The organism is Clostridium subterminale (assembly GCF_039521425.1).
GTDB classification, from domain to species: domain Bacteria; phylum Bacillota; class Clostridia; order Clostridiales; family Clostridiaceae; genus Clostridium_J; species Clostridium_J subterminale.
In genome coordinates, this window is the sequence record NZ_BAAACI010000006.1 from 326176 (window position 1) to 350783 (window position 24608).

The 24608-nt window shown below is 32.8% G+C and carries 22 protein-coding genes and 1 riboswitch; of the genes, 14 read left to right on the top strand and 8 right to left on the bottom strand.

The genetic code is table 11. The features are described 5' to 3' along the window. Positions 1 to 175 precede the first annotated feature (175 nt). From ABDZ93_RS10460 to ABDZ93_RS10490, 7 genes are all read left to right on the top strand, one after another. Complete coding sequence (locus tag ABDZ93_RS10460) at positions 176 to 2977, top strand: YhgE/Pip family protein (RefSeq protein WP_343826144.1); 2802 nt, start codon at positions 176 to 178, stop codon at positions 2975 to 2977. A 69-nt stretch (positions 2978 to 3046) separates the two neighbouring features. Continuing rightward, positions 3047 to 3148: riboswitch (purine riboswitch) on the top strand. A 141-nt stretch (positions 3149 to 3289) separates the two neighbouring features. Beyond that, positions 3290 to 4636, top strand: a complete 1347-nt coding sequence (locus ABDZ93_RS10465; RefSeq protein ID WP_343826147.1) for a uracil-xanthine permease family protein — start codon at positions 3290 to 3292, stop codon at positions 4634 to 4636. Then, the gene (locus ABDZ93_RS10470) at positions 4636 to 5211 is read left to right on the top strand and encodes a xanthine phosphoribosyltransferase (RefSeq protein ID WP_343826150.1); all 576 of its coding nucleotides are present in this window, start codon (positions 4636 to 4638) and stop codon (positions 5209 to 5211) included. The genes ABDZ93_RS10465 and ABDZ93_RS10470 overlap by 1 nt, the downstream gene beginning before the upstream one ends. Before the next feature lie 107 nt (positions 5212 to 5318). Next, positions 5319 to 5672, top strand: a complete 354-nt coding sequence (locus ABDZ93_RS10475) for a cupin domain-containing protein (protein WP_343826152.1) — start codon at positions 5319 to 5321, stop codon at positions 5670 to 5672. Between the two features lie 393 nt (positions 5673 to 6065). Beyond that, positions 6066 to 6326 carry a hypothetical protein gene (locus ABDZ93_RS10480; RefSeq protein ID WP_343826154.1) on the top strand — a complete coding sequence of 87 codons (261 nt, stop codon included), beginning with the start codon at positions 6066 to 6068 and terminating at the stop codon, positions 6324 to 6326. A gap of 75 nt (positions 6327 to 6401) precedes the next feature. After that, positions 6402 to 6833 (top strand): hypothetical protein, encoded by a 432-nt coding sequence (locus ABDZ93_RS10485; RefSeq protein WP_343826156.1) that lies wholly within the window; start codon positions 6402 to 6404, stop codon positions 6831 to 6833. Between the two features lie 141 nt (positions 6834 to 6974). Then, the gene (locus ABDZ93_RS10490) at positions 6975 to 7376 is read left to right on the top strand and encodes a hypothetical protein (protein WP_343826157.1); all 402 of its coding nucleotides are present in this window, start codon (positions 6975 to 6977) and stop codon (positions 7374 to 7376) included. A gap of 100 nt (positions 7377 to 7476) precedes the next feature. Here ABDZ93_RS10490 and ABDZ93_RS10495 read toward each other — a convergent pair whose 3' ends face one another. Further along, positions 7477 to 8136: a GTP pyrophosphokinase gene (locus ABDZ93_RS10495; protein ID WP_343826159.1), complete on the bottom strand. Its 660-nt coding sequence runs from the start codon at positions 8134 to 8136 to the stop codon at positions 7477 to 7479. A 118-nt stretch (positions 8137 to 8254) separates the two neighbouring features. Between ABDZ93_RS10495 and ABDZ93_RS10500 the strand changes: the two genes are divergently transcribed. Then, the gene (locus ABDZ93_RS10500; protein ID WP_343826161.1) at positions 8255 to 8788 is read left to right on the top strand and encodes a dihydrofolate reductase family protein; all 534 of its coding nucleotides are present in this window, start codon (positions 8255 to 8257) and stop codon (positions 8786 to 8788) included. An 88-nt stretch (positions 8789 to 8876) separates the two neighbouring features. On the opposite strand, the gene ABDZ93_RS10505 is transcribed toward ABDZ93_RS10500, so the two are convergent. Further along, positions 8877 to 9614, bottom strand: a complete 738-nt coding sequence (locus ABDZ93_RS10505; protein ID WP_343826164.1) for an NAD-dependent protein deacylase — start codon at positions 9612 to 9614, stop codon at positions 8877 to 8879. Between the two features lie 173 nt (positions 9615 to 9787). On the opposite strand from ABDZ93_RS10505, the gene ABDZ93_RS10510 reads away from it, so the two are divergent. The 6 genes from ABDZ93_RS10510 to ABDZ93_RS10535 all read left to right on the top strand — a co-directional run bounded on the left by ABDZ93_RS10510 (position 9788) and on the right by ABDZ93_RS10535 (position 15800). Further along, complete coding sequence (locus ABDZ93_RS10510; RefSeq protein WP_343826167.1) at positions 9788 to 10267, top strand: NUDIX domain-containing protein; 480 nt, start codon at positions 9788 to 9790, stop codon at positions 10265 to 10267. A gap of 279 nt (positions 10268 to 10546) precedes the next feature. Continuing rightward, positions 10547 to 11089 carry a GNAT family N-acetyltransferase gene (locus tag ABDZ93_RS10515; protein ID WP_343826169.1) on the top strand — a complete coding sequence of 181 codons (543 nt, stop codon included), beginning with the start codon at positions 10547 to 10549 and terminating at the stop codon, positions 11087 to 11089. Positions 11090 to 11148: 59 nt separating this feature from the next. After that, positions 11149 to 11649, top strand: a complete 501-nt coding sequence (locus ABDZ93_RS10520) for a flavodoxin domain-containing protein (protein ID WP_343826172.1) — start codon at positions 11149 to 11151, stop codon at positions 11647 to 11649. 171 nt (positions 11650 to 11820) lie between these two features. Beyond that, positions 11821 to 12897, top strand: a complete 1077-nt coding sequence (locus tag ABDZ93_RS10525) for a helix-turn-helix domain-containing protein (protein ID WP_343826174.1) — start codon at positions 11821 to 11823, stop codon at positions 12895 to 12897. 312 nt (positions 12898 to 13209) lie between these two features. After that, complete coding sequence (locus ABDZ93_RS10530; RefSeq protein ID WP_343826176.1) at positions 13210 to 14490, top strand: radical SAM/SPASM domain-containing protein; 1281 nt, start codon at positions 13210 to 13212, stop codon at positions 14488 to 14490. Continuing rightward, entirely contained in the window at positions 14487 to 15800 is a 1314-nt protein-coding gene (locus ABDZ93_RS10535; RefSeq protein ID WP_343826179.1) for an MFS transporter, read from the top strand. Before ABDZ93_RS10530 ends, ABDZ93_RS10535 begins: the two co-directional genes overlap by 4 nt. 179 nt (positions 15801 to 15979) lie before the next feature. Here the strand turns inward: ABDZ93_RS10535 and ABDZ93_RS10540 are convergent, their stop codons facing one another. The 6 genes from ABDZ93_RS10540 to ABDZ93_RS10560 form a co-directional block, all read right to left on the bottom strand. Beyond that, positions 15980 to 16606 carry a K(+)-transporting ATPase subunit C gene (locus ABDZ93_RS10540; RefSeq protein WP_343826182.1) on the bottom strand — a complete coding sequence of 209 codons (627 nt, stop codon included), beginning with the start codon at positions 16604 to 16606 and terminating at the stop codon, positions 15980 to 15982. 153 nt (positions 16607 to 16759) lie between these two features. Then, positions 16760 to 18814, bottom strand: coding sequence for a potassium-transporting ATPase subunit KdpB (kdpB, locus tag ABDZ93_RS10545; RefSeq protein ID WP_343826185.1), 2055 nt, complete (start codon positions 18812 to 18814; stop codon positions 16760 to 16762). A gap of 13 nt (positions 18815 to 18827) precedes the next feature. Next, complete coding sequence (gene kdpA / locus ABDZ93_RS10550; RefSeq protein WP_343826187.1) at positions 18828 to 20546, bottom strand: potassium-transporting ATPase subunit KdpA; 1719 nt, start codon at positions 20544 to 20546, stop codon at positions 18828 to 18830. Positions 20547 to 20567: 21 nt separating this feature from the next. Further along, entirely contained in the window at positions 20568 to 20645 is a 78-nt protein-coding gene (gene kdpF, locus ABDZ93_RS20080; RefSeq protein ID WP_425544786.1) for a K(+)-transporting ATPase subunit F, read from the bottom strand. A gap of 332 nt (positions 20646 to 20977) precedes the next feature. Further along, positions 20978 to 21694, bottom strand: a complete 717-nt coding sequence (locus ABDZ93_RS10555) for a response regulator (protein ID WP_343826189.1) — start codon at positions 21692 to 21694, stop codon at positions 20978 to 20980. Then, positions 21687 to 24386, bottom strand: a complete 2700-nt coding sequence (locus ABDZ93_RS10560; RefSeq protein WP_343826191.1) for an ATP-binding protein — start codon at positions 24384 to 24386, stop codon at positions 21687 to 21689. The genes ABDZ93_RS10555 and ABDZ93_RS10560 overlap by 8 nt, the downstream gene beginning before the upstream one ends. Positions 24387 to 24608: the final 222 nt, after the last annotated feature.

Consider the following 24608-nt stretch of genomic DNA (forward strand, 5'->3'; position numbering starts at 1 on the left):
TAAATAGAGAAGAGTTTTCTAAGCTAAGAGAATAACTAGTTTAGAAAACTCTTTTGTAATGTTTTTGAAAAGGATATCAGTAAAAATTTTCTCTAGTGATATTGACTAGTCAGTACAAAAGAGGTATAAATATAATATTGACTGTAAAGTATAAAAAATTAAAGAAGGTGGTAGCATGAATTTTCTAAAAATTGCGGGTAAGGATATTAAAAGCATTTTTAAGAACAGGTTCATAAGGATATCAGTTATTGCAATCATTGTAGTACCATTATTATACTCCTTGTTGTACTTAGATGCATTTTGGGATCCTTATGCACGAGTTAAGGACATGACCATAGCCGTAGTTAACGAAGATGGTGGTGCTTTACTTGACGGAAAGAAGGTAAACTATGGTGAAGACGTTGTAGAAAACCTAAAGAGTAATGGGGACGTTGGTTGGGAATTTACTAGCAACGAAAAAGCTGATGAGGGATTAGAGAATGAGGGATATTATGCCAAATTTGTAATTCCTGAAAGCTTTTCAAAAAATGTTGTAGCTGCAAAAGAAGGAAAGCCTCAAGTAGCAGATTTAAAGTTCGTATGTAATGAGAAGAAGAACTTTCTAGCGGCTCAAATTAACTCACAGGTTGAAAAAGTACTTAAAGAAGAAATTGTAAGCACAGTTTCAAATAATTATGTCACTGTTGCCTTTAATAAGTTATATGAGGCAAAGGATGGTCTGGTAAAAGCATCTGATGGAAGTAATGAACTTTACAAAGGCATTGGTCAACTAAATGACAAAGTACCAATGTTAGCTGAAGGTGCTAATAAGCTTGGAGATGGAGCAACACAATTAAAGAATGGACAAGGCGAACTTAATTCTGGAATAAAGTCAATAAACAATGGGCTATCAGAAGTAAATAGTAAGGTTCCAGAGTTAAGTTCTGGAGTAGATAAGTTATATGATGGTTCACGAGAATTGAACAATGGACTATCAGAAGTAAATAGCAAGGTTCCAGAGTTAGGTTCTGGAGTAGATAAGTTATATGATGGTTCACAGGAATTAAAAAATGGACTATCAGAAGTAAATAGTAAGGTTCCAGAGTTAAGTTCTGGAGTAGATAAGTTATATGATGGTTCACAGGAATTAAAAAATGGACTAGGAACTGCAGCAAGTGGGGCTGGTGAATTAACAGCAGGAAGTAAAGGCCTTTATAGTGCATTTAATAAGACAATTTATCCAACTGTAAATTTACTTAAAGATGGAGCTGATGAGTTAAATGGTAAATTAAAAGCTGGAGAAAGTAGTGTAAAAAAATTAAAAGAAGGTGGAGAAAAATTAAAAGCTGCCAGTGATAATGGGGCAGCGCCATCATCAGGTATAAATAAAGGATATCAATCAGTTACAGATGGAGTTAATGAGCTTATAAGTGGAGTTAATAAATCTTCAGCAACAATGAATGAAATATCTAAGAGTGTTCTAGCAGCAGTTAAATCAAATCCTGAGTTGGCAAAAGATCCAAATATTCAAGCCGCGCTTGCAAATATACAAGCTTTAAGTAAAGAAACTAGTGAAACGCCAAAGAAAATACAAGAATTACAAGCTGGAACTAAGGAATTTGGTAATGAACTAGGAAAGTACACTGGTAAGGTTGATGAATTTGCAACAGGTACATTAGATTTAACAGATAAAGTGAATGACATGGGTGTAGCAGTAAACAAAATAAGTGGAGGATTAAATTCTCTAGAAGTAGGACTTAACGAAAATACTAAAGGTTCTTTTGGGTATGGATTAAAATCATTATCAGACAATATGTCTGGTTTAAATGCAGGAATCAATAAGCTAAACAGTGGATCTAGTGAAATCTATGGCGGTCTTGGACAGCTAAGAAGCAATATTCCAACTTTAAGTGGTGGAATACAAGCCTTATATAGTGGATCTAATGAAATTAATGGCGGTCTTGGACAGTTAAAAAGCAATATTCCAGCTTTAAGTGGTGGAATACAAGCTTTATATAGTGGATCTGGTGAATTAAATGGTGGTCTTGGACAGCTAAGAAGCAATGTTCCAGCCTTAAGTGGTGGAATACAAGCTTTATATAATGGATCAAATCAGTTAGTTGAAGGATCAGATAAGTTAGTAGATGGACAAAATCAACTAAGTACAGGAGTAACAGAGTTAACAAATAAAGTACCAGAATTAGAAGATGGTGTAGAAAAGCTATACGAAGGTTCTAATGAACTTGCAACTGGTTTAAAAGATGGTGCAGGTGAAATGAAAGCAGGACTTATAAATTCATCAGAGGAAATGGGTGACTTTGTATCAGCTCCAATAAATATGAAAAGTGAACCTGTAAATAAAGTACCTAATTATGGAACAGGTTTTGCACCATACTTTATATCATTATCTTTATGGATAGGTGCAATAATGATGTTCTTCGTTATCTCAGCTAAAACTGATGATGACTTCGGTTTATCCAAATTTGATAAGGTTATAGGTAAATACTTGTCCTTTGGATTTATAGGTTTATTACAAGCAATACTTGTAAGTGTAGTTGTACTTGGACTAGGATTAAATCCAACAAGTACAGTAATGTATTTTACATCAATAATATTCTTATCACTAGTATTTATAGCAATAATTCAATGTTTAATATCACTATTTGGAGATGCAGGAAGACTTTTAGGAATAGTATTATTAATACTTCAGCTAACAGCTTGTGCAGGTACATTCCCATTAGAAATAGTACCTAAATTCTTTAAAGTAATTAATCCATATATGCCATTTACTTATAGTGTGGAATTATTAAGAGAGGTTATTTCAGCTACTACAATTAACTACTCAGTAGTTGGAAAAGACTTCTTGATTCTTGGAGTGGTACTTCTTGTATTCTTAACAATATCTGTAGTATTTAAAGATGCAGGAGAAAATCTTCAAAATATAATTGAAGGAAGAAAAAATAAGTCAGTAGAAGATATTAGAGAAGAATCAATGTAGTGATAAATTATATCATTATAAAAATCCTAATAATGACTAGTTGTAAATTACAAATGTTCGTGTTATAATGGCAATACAATTAGTAAAACTCGTATATAATCGGTAATATGGTCCGAAAGTTTCTACCTGCAAGCCGTAAATTTGCAGACTACGAGGAGTTGTATTTTGTTATAAACTATGAGCTCTATTTATAGTGATAAATCACAGCACCTCAATTTTTATTGAGGTGCTTTTTATTTTTAGTTTAAATTAGTCTGAGGAAGTAGCTAACCCTTAGATAAAATTAAATAATATCTAAAAGGAGATGAACTAATGAAGAATGAAGAACTACTAACTAATGATATTAAGTTAACCTATGGTGTAGATGATAACCCTAGTTTAGTTAAAAAGATATTATTTGGATTACAGCATATATTTGCAGCTTTTGGAGGGATAGTAGTAGTACCTCTAGTTATAGCAAGTGCTTTAGGATTTGAACCGAAGATAACTACAGCATTGATAAGTGCAACAATTCTGGCATCTGGTATTGCAACTATAATTCAAGCTAGAGGTTTTGGAATTATGGGATCAAGAGTTGCTTGTATCATGGGTACAGACTTTACCTTCGTTTCACCAGCTATTTCAGTTGGAACAGTACTTGGACTTCCGGGAATAATTGGAGCTACTATTTTAGGTGCTTTCTTTGAAATTATTTTAAGTTACTTTATTAAGCCTCTTATGAAGTTATTCCCTCCAATAGTTACAGGAACAGTTGTATGCTTGATTGGATTGACTTTATTACCAGTATCCATTGATTGGGCAGCAGGTGGAGTTGGAGCTGCAGATTATGGAAGTCTGAAGAACTTATCAATAGCCATGTTTGTATTAATCTTTACTTTAATTTTAAATAGATATGGAAAAGGTATGGTTAGCAGTGCATCTATTTTAATTGGAATGGTTGCAGGATATATAATTTGTATTCCTTTAGAATTAGTAGATTTTACAGCTATTATGGAAGCTAGTTGGATTTCCTTCCCTAAAATATTTGAATATGGAGTAACCTTTGACATGAAAGCTTTAATTGCATTTGTTCCAGCATATTTTGTAACTACTATAGAAACTGTTGGATGCCTTAAGGCTATTGGAGAAACTTCTCAGATACATATGGATGAAAAACGCGTGGGTGCTGGTGTATTAGCAGATGGTATAGGAAGTATGATAGGTGGAGTAGTAGGTTCTTTCCCAAACACTACCTTTAGCCAAAATGTAGGATTAATAGCATTAACAAAAGTAGCAAGTAAACACGTTGCAGTTATGGCAGGAATAATTATGGTGATTTTAGGTTTCTTACCTAAACTAGCAGGTCTAATAAGTGGAATACCACAACCAGTACTTGGTGGAGTTGGAATAGTTATGTTTGGGACTGTTGCTGCAGCAGGAATAAAGACATTAAGTAGAGTAAAATTAACTGAAAGAAATCTACTTATAATAGCAACATCTATAGCTTTAGGTCTTGGAGTTACCTTTAGACCAGATGTTATAGCTCAATTACCAGAAGGATTAAAGATGGTTTTTGCATCAGGGATATCTACAGGAACTATAACTGCTTTAATATTAAACTTAGTATTAAAGGAAGATAAAGTGGAAAAAATAGAAGTAGAAAGAAGTGAGGTGGCGTAATGGAAGCTTTAAAAGAACGTATATTAAAAGATGGACTTGCATTAAATGAATCTGTATTAAAGGTAGATTCTTTCTTGAACCATGGAGTAGATGCTAAATTAATGAATGATATAGGAACAAGCTTTAATGAGTATTTTAAAAGTCATGGAATAACTAAAATATTTACCATTGAAAGTTCGGGTATTGCTCCTACAGTTATGACTGCCCTTCAAATGGAATTACCAATGGTAACTCTAAAAAAGCAAACGTCTAAGATTTTAAGTGGAGATGTATATCAAACTACAGTACATTCTTTCACTAAGGCTGTAGATTATGAGTTAACTTTATCAAAAAAATTCATATCACCAGAGGATAATATACTTATAATAGATGATTTTTTAGCTTATGGAGAAGCAGCACAAGGGGCTATAAGACTGGTAGAAGAAGCTGGAGCAAAGGTTGCAGGAATTGGAATAGTTATAGAAAAATCCTTCCAACCAGGGCGTAGAAATCTTGAAGATAAAGGCTATGAAGTATATTCACTAGCAAGAGTGAGTAAGCTTGGAAAAGGTATTATAGAATTTGTTGAAGAATAATTTTAAAAGGTGTACTAGCACCTTTTTTTAGTTAAAGAATAATATTATAATTTAAGAAGAAAATAAAAGAGAATAATCCTTATAGTAATTGTATAGGAGGGTTTTATATGCCTATATCAGGAGTTATAAATAATATAAGTAAAGGAGTTTTGGATATTATGTTAACATCAAATAGAAGACCTGTAAATTTAGATAATATAGCAGTGGGAAGTCAAGTTTTAGCTAATAATGAGAAGTTTAAAACTATGTGTTTTAATTTTCAAGAAGGCAGTGGATTACCTAAGAATACTTATAATGGGAATGCATCTATTTTTATAGTTGAAGGTGCTGTTGATATGGAGTTTGTTAGTGAAAGTCCATTTGTTTTAAGACGTGGTGATTTTCTAAGTTTTGATGCAAGGAAAGAGCATAATATAATTGCTGTGGAAACAAGTAAGGTAATTATAACAATATCCCAATAACTATATAAATTTATATAGGCTGTAAGTAAATATTAAATAAAATATTTAAATAAGTAGAGAGTTGTCTCCAAATTAAGATATTTAGACTGGAGATAACTCTTTTTATTAGATATAAATAATTTTTCAATTTTTATATGAATTTGATGTAAGAACTAAACTAAGGGAAATTCCCTGAAACTCGCATTATGACAACAACTAGTTAAATAGTTATATATATGAATAGTTTTATATACAAATATTTATATAGGATTATAGTTATATATATATCTATTTATGTAGTTAAAAATTTATATAGTCCTTCTAGATAAATGATTTTGTTAATAAAATTGTAATAATATTCTATGTAGATTAATAAAATGAATGGAGTGATAAAATTTACAAGGAGGATTTTGTATGGGCGTTGCTTCATTAGTACTGGGAATTTGTAGTATTGTATTTGCTGTAATTTCATGGGGGTGCCTATGGTGGCTATCTCTAATTCTAGGAGTTGTAGGTGTAGTATTGGGAATTATAGACATGAAGAAGAAGAAAGAAGCAGGTGAAGCTCCTGGAATGGCTAAAGGTGGATTTATATGTTCCGTAATAGGAATATGTATGGCTATTATATTTTTAATATTTATTATAGGATTAACTTCATTAGGAGCAGCAGTATAAAATTATATTTGTAAAAGCATACCACTAAAAGATGTCTGTAAAGGCATCTTATTTTAGTTCCGAGGAGGTTAAAATGTGAAAAGTGAAGAGATAATAAAAGAATATAATATTTTTAATATAATACTAATTACTTTAGTAATTGCCATGATATTTTTACCCTTTATATCTAGATTTGTGAATAAAGTATTTCCTATAACCTATGGCTGTCTTTCCTATAGAATTTTAGGAGAAACTTGTCCTCTTTGTGGATTCACTAGAGATATAAAAAATATTATAACTGGTAATATTTTTGGTCCTAAGCTAAACTTATTATCTGTACCAGCAGCTTTATTAGGAATATCTGAAATTTTTTTTAGAGTTAAAATATTATTATCAAAGAAAAGGTTAGTAGATAACAAATTTAGAAATAAGATAATAAAATTTGATGTTATATATCATGTACTTATGTTTTTTTCTTTTATTATATATGGAGTTTTGTTCTATGCGTTAGATTTATCAAGATTGTAAAGAAAAAATAATTAATTTAAGCTAAACTAAAATAATAAATAATAACATATTTGTTTTATGTTATTTTTTACTCAGTATAATAATTCTGTCCTTTGGAAAACTTAAAATATAGTTAAAAATCCACTGAAAAGGAGAGCAATTATGAATACACATGTACCTTATCATAATTATATAGTTGTAACACCAAATGGAGATGTACTAGGCTTTGGAGAAGAAGATGATGCAAGAAAATATGTGGCAGGATATTATGTAGGAAAAATAGAAGAATTATCAGATGATAGAAGTAAGGTGTATGTTGATTATGGAACAGATCCACTTCAAGCTTCAGTAGATATATGTACTGAATTAGGTGCCTATGAAGGAGATTGTATTATTTATGACTTAGATAGTTTTATAGAAAATATTCAAAACTCTGGGATATTCGAAGATGAAAAGGAAGAGCTTATACTAAAGCTTATGCAAGAAAAAATAAATTTGAATATCAATGATTATCAAATAGATAATCTTTTAAGTGATGCAAGAGTAGTTCCTAATCGAGATTAATTTAGACAAAAGTTATAGAGGATGAATTAAGATTTATTGTATATATAGTAAATCTTAATTCATCCTCTATTAATATTCTATTAAATAAAATATAAGAATATTAAACATGATTGTTCATAAGTCTATTATGAGCCATAAGCATTTCTTCATCAAGGTGTGTCGTAGTACCTGCACAATTTAACAACATTGTACTAATATCATCAGGCATTTCGCCTTCATATTTATATCTAAGCTTATGTTCAAGGCTTGCCCAAGTATCCATTGAAACTGTTCTGAACTGAATTTCTACAGGAACATTTTCAACTTTTTTTGAAAAGAACACGGGAACACTAACGACTAAATGAAGGCTGCGATAACCGTTGTCCTTTGGGTGTTTTATGTAATCACGTTCCTTAATAATAGTTAAATCAGTTTGCGCCTTAATTGAAGCTGCGATTTCGTAAACATCACTAAGAAATGAACAAATAACTCTAATTCCAGCAATATCAGTTAAAGTTTCTGCAGAGTCAATAGAGAGTTCTAATCCTCTTCTTTGAAGTTTTTCAAGTATACTCTCAGGAGCTTTAAGTCTAGATTTCATATGTTCAATAGGATTATGAGAGTGAATGCTTTTATATTCATCATTAAGTACTGCAAATTTTGTTTCGATTTCACGAAGGGCACAACGATATTTTAAAGAAAGAGATTTAAAATCTTCAATTTGGGTACCAAATTGTGAAATATCTATGTTTTTAAGATCCTTAAAAGGTAATTGTGGCATAATAAATTCTCCTTTGTACATGTATTAAGTCTTATTTTAGTATAATATAAATAGCTTTTTTATTAAAGTAGATATAAAATATAATTTATATCTACTTTATATTAAAAGGAGATCAAAAATGAAAAGAAAAGTAGTTTTATATATAGCTATGAGCTTAGATGGATATATAGCAAGAAGTAATGGTGCAGTTGACTGGTTGAGTGGACATGGAAAAGTGTTAGAAGTAGATAATGGATATGAAGAGTTTTATAACACTGTAGACACTATTGTTATGGGTAGAACTACCTATGAGCAAGTGGTGAATGAATTATCTCCAGATGTTTGGGTTTATGAAGGGAAAAAATGTTATGTATTCACTAAAAAAGAATATGAAGCAAATGGAAAAGTAGAATTTACTTCAGAAAGTATCATAGACTTTGTATCAGATATAAAAAGTGAATTAGGGAGAGATGTTTGGCTTGTAGGCGGAGGAAAGCTAATTCATGAGTTTGTAAAGAAAAACTTTATTGACAAGTATGTTATTACAGTAATTCCAACTATTTTAGGTGAGGGAATTCCTCTATTTATCAAAGAAAACCCAGAAATCAAGCTTAAATTAATTGAAACCAAAAACATAGATGGAATGGTTGAACTTACATATGTTAGAAGATAAGATTAGGAATACTTAATATGGAGTTGTTATTTGAAAAATAGCGTAATGCTTTGGTTAATAAAAGGTAGTCAAAATGACTACCTTTATTTTATAAAAAATTAACTGCTTCATTTAATACTTTCCCAATAGAATCGTGAATAACTAAGTTTGCTCTAGAATCAGCAGAAGTACTACTTTTATTTATAAGTACTAGATTTTTGCCTTTAAAATAGTTAATAAGATTAGCTGCAGGATAAACCACAAGAGAAGTTCCACCTATGATTAAAGTATCTGCTTTTGAGATAGCATCTATAGCTCCATTAAGTACATTTTCATCTAAACCTTCCTCATATAAAACTACATCGGGTCTAACAGTTCCATTACATTTAGAGCAAATAGGTATATCCTTGGAATTCAAAATGAAATCTACATCATAAGAAGTATTACATTTAATGCAATAGTTTCTATGAATTGAGCCATGGAGCTCAAATACATTTTTAGAACCAGCACATTGATGAAGTCCATCAATGTTTTGGGTAACGATTGCCTTAAGTTTACCGATTTCTTCAAGCTTAGCAAGAGCAATATGTGCTCCATTAGGTTTTGCTTCAGGATATATAAGTTTTGCTTTATAAAAATTAAAAAACTCCTCAGGAAATCTTATAAAGTAAGTATGAGAAACTAGCTGTTCTGGAGAAAGAGTCATGTTAAGTCTTGCATTAAAAAGACCATTGGCACTTCTAAAATCCGGTATATTTGATTCGGTAGATACTCCTGCTCCACCAAAGAATACTATGTTATTGCTATTTCTTAAAATTTGTGTTAGTTTTTCTATTTCAGTACTCATAAAATCATCTCCATAAATTATTTATTAATCCTATTATGACACGAAGTTATAGAAAATAAAATATACTTATAGAATGCATTGGATAATATTTCATAATATTATATAATATTGATTAAAGTGATTTATTATTACAATATGTAAGTGTATGTATATACAAAAATAAGGAGAATAAAATGAGTGTAAGAAGTGCGGCAAAAGCAATTATTATAAATGATAACAAAATTTTATTAAATAAGTGTTTTGACGAAAATAATAGTGATTATTATTCACTACCAGGGGGAGGACAAAACACATATGAAACTTTACATGAAGCAATTGTAAGAGAATGTCTTGAAGAGTCAGGTTATAGTGTTGTGCCAGTGAGATTTTCAGCTTTATTTGAAGAAATATGTGATAATAAAAAAACACGTGAATTATATCCTGAATATAGTCATAAAATGTACCATATTTTTATTTGTAAATTAGAAAATAATGATGTTAATAAACCTACAGAAATAGATGATATGCAATTAGAAAGTAAATGGATTAATATTGAGGATTTAAATAAAATACATTTAGAGCCAGATTGCTTAAATGACAATATTGAAAAAATGATAAATAGTGATGTTCCTATATTTCTTGGGTCTAAACATATACCATATAATCATGGTTAAAAATAGATAGAAATTTTATATGAGCGTTTTTTATTAGAAAATACGTAATTTGTGTGCTGAGTCAGTAATTACACCTGATTCTATGAATAATATTATATTGTTACTAGTTTTTAATATTTCAATTAATTTATTAATACTCATAAAAATACCTTGTAATATTTATTAATTTTATTATGACATAATTGATAGAAAAAATAAAATAGATACAATATTAGTTAATTGGATAATATTGTATTTAGCACTATCGTAATAGTGGTATTAAAATGATAGGGGATATAAATGGATATTAAAATTGAGGCAAAAGATATCATATTAAGAAAAATAGAGTTAAAAGATAAAGATACATTTCAGGAAATTCGAAATGAACAATATATTTTGAAATGGATACCTGATTGGGAAAGTACAAAGGAAGATACTGAAAAATGGATAACTGAATTAAATGATTTTTATGATAAACAAACTAAAGATGATATGTGGTGCCAGCTTGCAATAGAAAGAAAATTAGATGGTGTTGTAGTGGGACTTATAGCTTTACAAACTAAATTTGAGGTTAACAATGAAATCGAGATAGCATATTTTATATCTGAAAAATATTCAGGAAAAGGATATATGAAACAAGCGGCTAAGGCAATATTAGAATGGGGATTTGATAATTATAATCTTCCATTTGTTATGGCAATTGTTGAAATAGACAATTATCCTTCTCAGAAGATTGTTGAATCAGTGGGATTTAAAAAATTTGAAACAAAAATGATTTTAAATTCCGGTGAAGATAAAGAAAAACCATTTTACTATTACAGATATAATAAAAGATGTAATTAAATCATTATACAAGGAGGTACTAAAGTTGGAAAATATAGTAGTACTATATCAATCAAAGTATGGAGCTACAAAAAAAATATGCGGAATGGTTAGCAGAAGAGATCTCAAGTAACATAATTGAAACAAAACAAGCTGGTATAGAACAAGTTGCAAAATACGATACAATTATTTTAGGTGGAGGTATTTATGCAACAGGTATAGCAGGAGTATCTTTTCTAAGAAAGCATTATGAAAAACTAAAGGGTAAAAGAATAGTGGTTTTTGCAGTGGGAGCATCTCCGTATAATGAAAAAGCTATGACTGCTATAAAAGAGCGTAATTTTAAAGAGAAACTTAATGAAATCCCATGTTTTTATTGTCGTGGTGCTTGGAATGAGAAAAGTATGTCTTGGAAAGACAAAACCCTTTGTAATATTCTTAAAAAAGCTGTTGCAAAAAAAGACCCTAACAATTACGAACCCTGGGAAGCTGCATTAATACAAGCAATTGGCTCTAACTTCGATTGGACAAACAAAGAAAACCTTAAGCCACTTATTGAGTTTATACAAACAAAATTATAATGATATTTAGGATATGAGACATAGAATAGATTAATAACTATAATTTATAACCATAAAGTTGAATACCACTCAAGTTTTTTCAACTTAAGTATGAGCCACTCTCCATTGTTGCACATTGTAATTAAGCTTATAATAAAAGTACTAAAAAGGCTCAAAGGTGAGGTAGTGAATATGAATAGATTAAATGTTGGAGAAACCATTTTACGTTTAAGGAAAGAAAAAAAGATTACTCAAGAGCAGCTGGCAAGTATGATTGGAATTTCAGCAGGAGCAGTAAGTAAATGGGAAACTGGAAATTCCACACCAGATATTTCTTTATTAGCGCCATTAGCAAGAGCATTGGATACCTCTTTAGATATTTTACTTTCTTTTCAACAAGAGCTTTCTGAATTAGAAGTGATTAATATAAAAAAAGAATTAGTTGAAATGTTTTTACATCAGGGGTATATGGCTGGTGAATTAAGATGTAAAGAATATGAAAAAGAATACCCTAATAGTGTATATTTAAAATTGATTATTGCAGAATTGGTTCAAATGTATTCTATGATGTCAGGTAATGTTTCAGAAGAATGTATAAAATCAAGAATGGAGTATTGTTTAGCTTTGCTTTATCAAGTTACTGAAAGTAAGGTTTCAAAATATATATCAGCAGCTTTATTTTCTATTGCTAATATACAAATGACCTTAGAAAACTATGGGGAAAGTGAAAAAGCCATTAAGGAATTATTAAATTCATTTATAGATCCCATGGTACTATATTCATCATTGTTACAGAGGCAAGGTAAGAACAGAGAAGCAGAAAATATGTGTAAAGGAATGCTTATACAGTATTTAACCCAAAGCAATGCAATGATATCAATATTAGCAAGTATATCAAAGCGTGAACATAATTATGAAAAGGCAACCTTGTATTTAGATGTTCTAAATCAAGTAGAAAATATATTTAAAATAGGGATGGGCTCAGGAGCATATAATTACTGCAGACTATATATTGAAATAGGGGATAAGGAGCTTGCTTCAAAATGGTTTAACAATTATGTGAAAGAGATACTTTCTACAGAGTATGACTATAGCAATAACCCTTATTTTGAAAATCTTAAACTAGAGGTAAATGTGGAAGGGCAGAAGATAATAAGAAAAAAATTATTTCAATCACTTATTGACGAAGAAGATTTGAAAGTATTAAGTGGAAGTCTAGAGTATGAAGATGCAATTAAAGCACTAAAAAATGCTGTTTCTGAAATGTAAATTAGATTTTAAGAAGTTCGAGTTGTTGAGTTATGTGGAGAATTATTATAGAAATTAAATAAAAACAGTAGAGAAGTTAATACAAATTCTCTACTGTTTTTTATGTTGTTAATCTTTTTTACATTCTAATATAAAATTTAACAAGCTGTTTAAGTTTTCTTGACTCCCAATATCACTATAAAACTTCAAAAGTCTAAGTACTGGAGTGATACTCGGGTCAATAATATCTAATGATATTAATTCAAGAACTTCATTTTTCAAACAATTTATTTCTTCTAAATTATTCTCTTCTATTATACGAGGAGATAGGAAATGAAATTATCTAAATATAATATTAACGTTAAGTATAATGATATAAATATTTTATATAATACATTAACTAGAAAGTATATATCATATACATCTGAAAAAGAAAATCTAATTAATAATTTAATGACAAATTTAGATAAAGCAGAGTACTCATTACAGGAAGTAAATATTTTAAAAAATTTAATAGGAAAAAACATCATTATTCAAGATGAATTTGATGAGATACAACAAGTACAATTTTTAATAAATAAAAGTACTTTTCAAGAAGAATGCTTTTATCTAGTGATTCAGCCCACTTTAGATTGCAATTTTAGATGTACTTACTGCTATGAAGAGCATAAAAAAGTTGAATTTAAAACAGATACCATGGAAGCAATATTAGAATTAGTTGAAAAAATTACAAAGAGAATTTCCAAATTGATTTTATGTTGGTTTGGGGGAGAGCCTATGTTGGAATTTAAGAAAATATGTGAATTAACTAGTAAATTTAAAGATATATGTTCACGTAATGGATGTAAATATGAGGCTAAAATGACTACAAACGGATATTTATTCTCTAGTGATTCAATAAATATGCTTGAAGAATTATGTATAAAAAAGATTCAAATTACATTGGATGGTTATGAGTCCTATCATGATAAAAAGAGACCTCTTGCTAATGGTATGGGGACCTTTAAAAAAATTAAAGAAAACTTACTAAAAATACTTGATAAAAATGTGCTGGTTATATTAAGACTCAATGTAGATGAAGAAAATTATTACGGAGTAGAATCATTACTTGAAATTATACCTACTGATAAGAGAAAGATGATCATTTTGAATATGATAAATCTTTTTCAAAATAATGGTAAAACAACTTTGAATAATTTATATAAAATGGCTATAGATAAGGGTTTTATTTATTATGATACAGTAAATAATTATTCAAGGTGTGAAGGTACTATGAAAAATTCAATTACGATTCAACCTGATGGTAAATTAACATGTTGTTCTATAGCAGCAGAGAATAATTTCTATTTTGGAAAAATTACTAATGAAGGAGAGCTTAATGTTAATAAAGCAATCTATTATGCTTTTCAAAATATATCTCCTATAGATAACCAAAACTGTACTGAGTGCATAAAACTGCCAATGTGCCTAGGTGGATGTAAATATGGTAGGTATAGAAAATCAGATAAAAATCCTTGCAATAGGTCAGATGGTATGAGTTTAGATGAAGTTATAAGGATGCATTATTATAGTGATTTAAAAAATAATAAATTAATGGAGGGTAATATAATATGAAAATGTATTTAGTAAAGCAACGAGACTTTTCCTTATTGATTTTTGGAAAACTAGTTTCATCTATAGGTAGTCAAATGCAAGGTTTTGCATTATCTTTATACGTTTTAAGTATTACCGGATCGGCTACTAAATTTGCTTCTGTTTTAGCCATAACAATAATTCCTAAACTAATTTTAGGACCTATCGCAGGGGTTTTTGCAGATTGGTTTGATAAAAAGAAGATGATGGTTGGATTAGATATACTAAGTGGAATAATTATAGGTATATTTGTACTTATATATAGAATTACCGGAGGATTAGATATGATACATATCTATATTCTTTCAATTACGTTGTCTTTAATAGGTGTAATTTTTCAACCAGTAACTAGTAGTATTTTACCATCCATCATAAAAAAAGAAGAATTAGTTGATGGAAATGGATTAAGCTCTTTCATTATGGATTTAGGAAATTTAATGTCTCCAGCAATAGCAGGAATTTTAATGGGTTCTTATGGACTTTATGTAATACTTATTATAAATAGTATCAGTTTTATATTATCTGGTATAAGTGAATCATTTATAAGAGTTCCTAAAATAAATTCTACACCACAAAATATATCTATGAGTAGCTTTGTAGATGATTTTAAAGATGGTATTATTTTTATAAAAAACAAAAAATTGATTTTAAACATTATATTACTGTGCCTAGTAATTAATTTTGCATATAATCCTGTATTTAGTATTGGATTAACTTATATTTCTAAACAAATATTAATGGTATCAGATTTTCAATATGGACTTATGGAATCTATATTAGTAGTATCAATGTTGATAGCTCCATTTATTTGTAGTTCTATATATAATAAATTTAAAAATGGGAAAATTTATTTCTATATTATATTGTTTAGTGGGAGTTTACTTGGAATACTAAGCATAGTGCCTTCAAATTTCTATTTAAATTTATTTGATAATAATTTTATACCATATGTCAGTATAATAGTAATAACTTTCTTTATAGGACTCATCACAACACTTGGAAATATAATTGTAAATACAATAGTCCAGGAACAAGTTCCATTAAATTTTATGGGTAGAGTTGTATCAGTGATGAGTGCAGTCTGTATGGCAGCTATACCTTTTGGACAAATGATTTTTGGGTATATGTATGATAAATTTAGTGCCTCAATATGCATATTAATCTCTTCATTAATTTTAATTATTACTATATTACTATTTAGAAAGTCTTTATTTAAATGTGATAATGAAAATGAAGTTGAAAATTCGTTAGATGAAGCTATTGATTTTAATAATGGAGAAGTTCACACATAAAAATGCAATGTATAATGTATTTTAGTAAGTGTTTTTAATAACTTTTCTATTCATTAAAAAATACTATATGTATTGATTTAGATAAAGTAATTTTTATATTATATGATTCATGAAACTAAAAGTCTTATTGGCAATATGTCCAATAGGACTTTTAGTTAATATTTAATGTTAGGGTTACTCTAATTGAGTAGCCCTAACTCCTTTGCAATTTCAAGGTTTACATTCAATACATTAACGGTTTCTTCCCCGAAAATTCCAAGAACTTTTCCGTTAGTGTTCTCTTTTACTATATTCTTCAGTTCATCCTCTGACAATCCGGTATTCTCAACAAGAGCTGGTATTTGAATAGCAGCAGATGCAGCACTGATATGAGGGTCAAGACCAGAGCCTGAGGCTGTCAATAAATCCGTAGGAATGTCCTCCTGTTTTACAGAAGGGTTTGCCTTTAAGAAAGTAGCCATATCCTCCTTTACACGTTTAGCCAACTCAGGATTAGTGGGCCCCATATTCTTTGATCCAGAGCTAATCCCTGTGTAACTGCCATTTTCTTTATCATCCTGGGTGTAGGTATTATAATTCACCGCAGATGGGCGGCTTTTCATAAATCTAGTATCTGTAAAGTCCTGACCCACTAGCTGTGAGCCTACTGCCTTTCCATCAATTATAACCATACTTCCGTTGGATTGATTTGGAAAAATCAACTGGCTGAGCCCTGTAAAAAGCAAAGGATATGCCACACCACATATTAAAAGCAGCGACAGTGTAACCATAAGTGGCTTCTTTATTCCCTTTAAAAATGTACTCATTTAATAACCTCCTATTCTAAATCTAAAAGTATCAGCGATGGGATAATGATTAGTTAAAATATTGGTATTAGTCTATTTTTAACCATATAGATCCCAAGCATGGAGCTTGTCAAAATGCTGACATTCTCTAAATGCTATCCATATTAACATTTTTTATATGCCTAAAACTGCTAGCAACGGTGTGATTATAAGATCAATAAACTTGATACCTACAAAGGGTGTGACTATTCCGCCTAAACCATAAATGAGCATATTACGTGTGAGCATTTTTTCTGAGCGTTGTGGCTTGTACTTAATACCCTTCATAGCGAGGGGAATGAGACAAGGAATGATAATGGCATTGAAAATCAAAGCAGACAAAATGGCGCTGTTAGGTGTGGACAATGCCATTATGTTCAGTATGTTCATTTGTGGAATAACCGCCATGAACATAGCTGGTATAATGGCAAAATACTTAGCCACATCGTTAGCAATACTAAATGTGGTCAGTGAACCACGTGTTATCAAAAGCTGTTTTCCTATTTCCACAACATCTAATATCTTTGTAGGATCTGAATCCAAATCTACCATGTTTGCTGCTTCTTTTGCAGCAGAGGTTCCACTGTTCATGGCGATGCCAACATCGGCTTGTGCCAGTGCAGGAGCGTCATTGGTGCCGTCTCCGGTCATAGCAACAACCTTACCATCAGCCTGCTCAGCTTTAATGGCGTCAATTTTATCTTCTGGCTTGCATTCCGCAATAAAGCTGTCTACACCAGCTTCCTGTGCAATGGTGGCTGCAGTCAATGGGTTATCACCGGTACACATCACGGTTTTGATACCAATGGCTCTAAGTCTTTCGAAACGCTCTACCAACCCAGATTTTATGGTATCTTTTAAATAAATTACTCCTAAAATCCTATTATCTACGCAAACTACTAGTGGAGTGCCACCGAGCTTGGATACTTCGTTTACCTTTGACCCTAAATCTTTTGGGATGGAGCCACCTAACTCCTGTACATATTTTTGAACGGCCTCATAAGCACCTTTACGTATTACTGTACCGTTGGGGAGCTTCACACCGCTCATACGTGTTTGTGCGGTAAATTCCATGAATTCCATACCAGGTATCTCTTTTTGATGTACTCCACTAAGCTGCTCACCAAGTTCTACAACGGATTTTCCCTCGGGGGTATTGTCTTTCAAAGAGCTGGAGACAGAGTAATGAATCAACTCATGTTCTTTAACATTCCCTACTGGTATGAATTTTGACGCCATACGGTTTCCATAAGTAATGGTACCGGTCTTATCCAAAATCATAGTATCTACATCACCACAGGTTTCTACTGCTTTACCTGACATGGCAATGACATTAAACCGTGTGACACGATCCATTCCAGCGATACCAATAGCAGACAGCAGACCGCCGATTGTTGTAGGAATTAGGCATACGGTCAACGCTACCAGTGTGGAAACGGGGATTTGAACTCCACTGTACATAGCTATGGGGTAAAGAGTGACAATTACAATGAGAAAAATAATAGTTAGACTTACCAGTAGAGTATTTAGGGCAATCTCATTGGGAGTTTTTTTTCGGGACGCACCCTCTACCATTGCAATCATTCTATCAATGAAAGATTCCCCTGGTTGTGAGGTTATCTGTATTTTAAGCCAGTCACTTACCACTGTGGTACCGCCGGTCACTGATGCAAAATCTCCACCGCTTTCTTTTAGCACTGGAGCAGACTCCCCAGTGATAGCCGATTCATCCACAGAGGCAATTCCATCCACGACTTCACCATCATTTGGAATAAGTTCTCCAGCTTTTACTAAAACAATATCACCTTTTTTCAACATATTGGCATTAACTGTACTTTCGTTTCCGTCATCACTGAGGACACGGGCCTGCATGTCCTTTTGCGTCTTTTTCAGGCTTTGGGCCTGCGCCTTTCCACGTCCTTCTGCAACTGCTTCAGCAAAGTTTGCAAAGAGGACCGTAACGAACAGAATGACGGATACAATTACGTTATATAACCCCAGGTTTTTCTCCTCATTTCCAAACATATTCGGGAAGAATGAAAGGAGAAGCGTTACCACAAAACCCACTTCTACAACAAACATGACGGGATTTTTCATCATGTACTTAGGATTGAGTTTCTCAAAGGCTCCAGCAATGGAGGATTTAAGAATATCTCCTGTAATAAATTTTGTTTTTGTATCTTTATTCATGAAAGTATCCTCCTTAATTCCACAAAGTCAAATGCTCTGCAATGGGACCAAGTGCCAACACTGGGAAAAATGTGAGTGCGGCAAAAATCAGTACTACCATAAGCAGAGCTATGGTAAAGGTTCCTGTGTCTGTTTTCAATGTGCCAACAGATTCACTAACCTGACGTTTGAGCATCAACGAACTGGCAATTGCAAGCTGAATCATAATGGACAAATATCGTCCGAAAAACATGACAATCCCTGTGGTTACATTCCAAAAATAGGTGTTGTCAGCTAGTCCCTCAAATCCTGAGCCGTTATTGGCTGCAGAAGATGCATACTCATAGGTGATCTGTGTCAGACCATGGAATCCTTGGTTAGTGATTCCTTCCAAACCAGCTGGAACGGCAACAGCCAATGCAGTGAAAGTTAAAATCAGAAGAGGATGAATGATAATACAAAGGGCAGTGAGCTTCATTTCCCTTCCTTCGATTTTTTTCCCCAGATATTCCGGTGTACGGCCTATCATCAGTCCGCAGATGAATACAGCAAGAATAGCATAAAGGACCATATTCATAAGACCTACGCCTTTACCACCAAATACAACATTTAGCATCATAAATAGCAATGGAACAAACCCACCCATAGGTGTCAGTGTGTCATGCATATTATTTACTGAGCCTGTTGTGAAGGCAGTTGTCACCGTTGTGAAAAGTGATGATTGTGCTATGCCAAAACGCACTTCTTTACCTTCCATACTTCCTATGATTTGGCTTAATCCAACTTGCTCCAGTATAGGATTTCCAGCACTCTCAGATATGAAGCAAATAACAAGCCCTATCATAAAGATGATGGACATAACCGCAAAAATGGTTCTTCCTTCTCTGCCCAAAATAATTTTCTTCACTTTCTCGCCCTTTTTTTCCTTTTTACCATTGTGAACCATATGACCAAATGCCACAACACATGAACCAGGAAGAATCATCATGGAAATCATCTCTACAATATTTGAAATTATAGTGGGATTTTCAAGAGGTGTGGATGAGTTTGCTCCAAGAAATCCACCTCCATTTGTTCCCAAATGCTTAATGCTTTCCAGAGAGGCTATTGGTCCCATGGAAATGTCCTGAAATTTTCCCTCTATTGTTTGAATGGTCACATTTGCCGATAAGTTTTGCGGAACTCCCTGTGAAACAAGAATAAGTCCAACCAGTATAGAAACCGGCAATAAAACACGGGTGATAATACGGATCAGATCCACATAAAAATTACCCATGGTCTTTGTTTTTCCAGCTAAACCACGTATAAAGGCCATGCAAGCTGAAAATCCTGTAGCCGCAGAAGTAAACATCATAAATGTGATTACCAGCATCTGACTTAAATACGAAAGTCCGGATTCTCCAGAATAGTGCTGAAGATTGGTATTCGTCATAAAGCTGATAATGGTGTTAAAAGAAAGGCTCGGCTCCATTGCACCGATTCCGTTAGGATTAAAAATAGGAAGTGCCTGAATCCTTAGGATCAGGTATCCCACTAACACCATGATAACGTTAGTTCCAAGCAGTGCCATGGCATACTGCTTCCAGTTCATTTCTTTTCTGTCGATACCACACACACGGTAAACTACGCCGTCCACCCGGTCAAATACCGGATCGAAAAAGGTATGATTTCCGGATGCAATATGATATAAGTATTTTCCCATAGGGATGACAAGGGCAACAAAGATTGCCAAAGTCAAAATAATTTGCATCATAATTTCTCCTCCACTTTCCTGCTAAAATTTTTCGGGATTTACCAAGGCGTATAGCAAGTACGCTCCCAATGCTAAAATTAGAATTCCAAGAAATAGCATAATAAATGATCCTCCTCTATGATCTTTCAATCTGTCGTCCACACCAATCAGCCAACAGTTTGACTAACAAAAAACTTATTGCTAAAATACCAATCATCAAAAAGTCCATGCAAAAATCCTCCTCATATTTTAACTACTAATTCAGTTTATCACTTATGTTATTAGTTATGGATTAACGTTTTAATGGGCGAATTAAGAATGCATTAAGATAATCTTTAAGGGGTTATTATATAGATAAAATTTGAGAAAAATAAAATAATCCATGCTTTTATAAAGAAAAGCATGGATTATTATTTGTAATTACTGTTTTAAATGAAATTTAGGAAAATGCATTAAAGAACTTTGCTGTCATCTCCAACTCGAAGCATTCGATAGCCAACTCCAATATGGGTTTGAATGTACTTTGGATGAGATGGTGTTCTTTCTATTTTCTTTCGAAGGGTTGCCATAAAAACACGGAGGGCAGGAATGTCGTTAGTATAATTACCCCAGATTTCATGGAGAATATGATTATGTGTCAGGACTTTACCTACATTCTTTGCCAGCAGACATAAAAGCTTATATTCCATTGGAGTCAGGTGTATTTCTTCTTCTTCTAACCACACGCAGCCCGCTGCATAATCAATTTTCAAATTACCATTAGTGAATGTGGATGCATCTTTCAACAGCTTTTCACTGTCATAGCGAACTCTCCTCAGACTAACCCGAAGCCTTGCCAACAGTTCATCTACGCTGAAAGGTTTCGTCAAATAATCGTCAGCACCGGCATCCAGTGCGTCGATTTTATCCCGGTCTTCACTACGTGCACTGACTACTATAATTGGAATGTTTGACCATGCTCGAACCTTTTTAATAATATCCACGCCATCCATATCCGGAAGCCCTAAATCCAGAATCATTATGTCTGGTTGTTTGGAAACGGCTTCTAAAATCGAAGCTTCACCTGTTTCAGCTGTATGATACTGGTATCGTTGTGTTTCCAGGGTTGTAGTAATCAGCTTGCGAATTGCCTTGTCATCCTCTACTACAAGGATTAAGGGTTTATTCATAAAAATTTACCTCCTCTGCTTGCAGGGTAAAGCAAAATACTGTACCATGCGGAACATTATCTTTTAAATAGATGGTACCACCATGGGCCGTAATCATGGATTTACATAATGAAAGTCCTAGACCTAATCCTCTCCTCCCATCTCCACGGACATTATCAGCCGTATAGAACATATCAAACAACCTGGCTTTTGCCTCATCTGTTATACCAGGTCCATCGTCAGAAATTTCTACAAGCACCATCTGTTCTTCATGTTTTGCCGAAATTATGATATGGGATCCATAGGGTGTATATTTAATTGCATTATCAACAATATTGATTAAGACTTGAATAATAAGTCGGGAATCCATTTTTGCCATAAGGAGTTCATCATCCAATATGGTTTCAATATGATGTTTCACACTGTTCCGATTAATATGAAGCAATGCTTCTGCAATTACTTCCTCCATAAGCTCCGGCTGCATATTTAAATTCACTGTCCCATTATCAATTCGAGTTATAGAAAGCAGATTTTCCACTAAGTTAATAAGCCACATGGAGTCATCATATATGTCAGTGTAAAGGCCTTTTTTTTGCATTTCGCTTAATACAGCGGAATTTCCCATTAGAATGCCTGCATTTCCAGAAATACTGGTAAGAGGGGTACGTAAATCATGAGAAATAGCGCGAAGAAGATTAGCCCTAAGCTGTTCCTGCTGTATCTGCGTGGAAATCTGTTTTTGTTTTTCATTAAGCTGCTCTTTTTCAAGAACCAACGCACAATCACCCAGTATGGCAATCATCAGATTTTTTTCAAAGGCTTCCAGGGGAGCTTTACGATCCATAACAATAGCGGCTACAGCAAATACCGTATCTCCTCCCCGAACCGCTAGATACAGGCATTTTGCTTTTGAAAGGGTATTAGTTGTAGCACCGGCTCTCTTATTGTTTTTATATGTCCATAGTGCCACAGCCTGCTCATCTGAACTAATATAATCCTGTATTTCCGCTGTTGTTTCCTCTTTTGAAAAAACAAGGGGTTCCGACAACATATCCTGTTGCACTGAATAAAAAATCACAGTTCTATCCAGTAGTTTTACCATCTGATTTGCAGTTTCACTCAAAATTTCAGATTCATCTTTTGCCATCTGCAATTTTCGACTGGTTTCTAAAAGCACCTCGGTGCGGTAAGCTTTCTGCGCAGACTGTCTAGCTTGCTCTTTTATCTGTTTTGTCAGCGAACTAGTGATGAAGGACGCTAAAAACATAACCAAGAAGGTTACTGGATAGCCTGGGTTATACGCTTGCAAAGAGAAACGGGGTTCAGTAAAGAAAAAGTTGAAAACCAACACGCTAAAAACCGATGATACCAAGCTATATATCTTCCCATTGGTGGCAATAGCAGTTAGTAGTACACCCAGAATATAAACAGTGATAATATTCACTTCACTAAAACCTAAAAAATTAAACCAAAATCCGATTAATGTTGAAATAATTAAAATGCCTACTGATTTGGCAGTGTCGGCCAGTGAAATCTCAGGAGAATGTAAATATTTGGACCGCTTTACAGAAAAAGATTTCGAAGTGTCAGGAATAATATAAATATCAAGATTAGGAGCTAGAAGTGTTAACTTATCTACAAAATAGGATTTTGAAAAAAGTCCTCTCTTGTTGTTGGAGCGTCCCACCACGATTTTTGAAACTCTGCTTGTTTTCGCATATTCAGCAATTTGACCTGAAACATCATCACCGTATACAGTTGTTATTTGTGCGCCAAGCTGTTCTGCAAGCCTTAAATTTGCTCTCAACTGAGCTTTGTTTTTATCTGTCAATTCCTTTGATCCAGGAGTTTCCACAAACAATGCTGTAAATGCACCGTGAAAAGCATTAGCCATTCTGGCTGCTGTACGGATAACTTTTGAATTTGAAGGAGAAGACGAAAGACAAATCAAAATATGTTCATTGGTATAATATTCACTTTTGCTGAACGGTTCTTTATTCTGTACTGCAGACCTGTTGACTCGGTCCGCAGTTCGTCGCAGGGCGATTTCACGCAGTGCAACCAGTTTTTCTTTAGTAAAGAAATTTGAAAGAGCTCTTTGTGCCTGTTCTTCTCTATATATTTTCCCCTTATTAAGCCGGTCAATTAAATCATCCGGTTCAATATCAACTAGTTCAACCTGATCAGTACTGTCAAATACGCTATCAGGAATCCGTTCTCGAACAGAAATACCGGTAATAGATGCTACAACATCATTCAAACTTTCAATATGTTGAACATTAATTGTAGTATATACATCAATTCCAGCTCGAAGAAGCTCTTCCACATCTTGGTATCTTTTTTTATGGCGACATCCCAGAGCATTGGTATGAGCCAGTTCATCCACTAAAATAAGACCAGGTCTTCGTCGTATGGCACGGTCTAGATCAAATTCCTTTAAAAGCAAACATTTATGTGATATTTCCAGAGGCTTCAAAAGTTCCAGTCCATCCAATAGAGCTGCGGTCTCTGGTCGAGCATGTGGCTCAATATAGCCTGCAACCACATCAATTCCATCTTTTTGCGCCTCATGGGCATCATTTAGCATGGCACAGGTTTTGCCCACTCCTGCAGCATAACCTAAATATATTCTAAGCTTTCCTCGCCTCTTCCCTTTTGGTATGGAGGAAAGCTGCTCAATTAGGGAATCGGAGTCAGTTTGATTTGTATTCATTAAAATCCACCTCCCTCTATAAAATAAAATTTCTTATAATTTTAAGTATATCATAATTAAAATCAGCATGACGTTATAACTTTTGCTATGATATTAAGATTACATTAAGACGTAAAGTTATGCATAAGTAAGAGGGTTGTAACAAGTAATATGTAAAATAATTCCTTTGAATAACTAAAAGATTATAGTAGAATTTTTATGTAAATAAAGTGTAATATTATA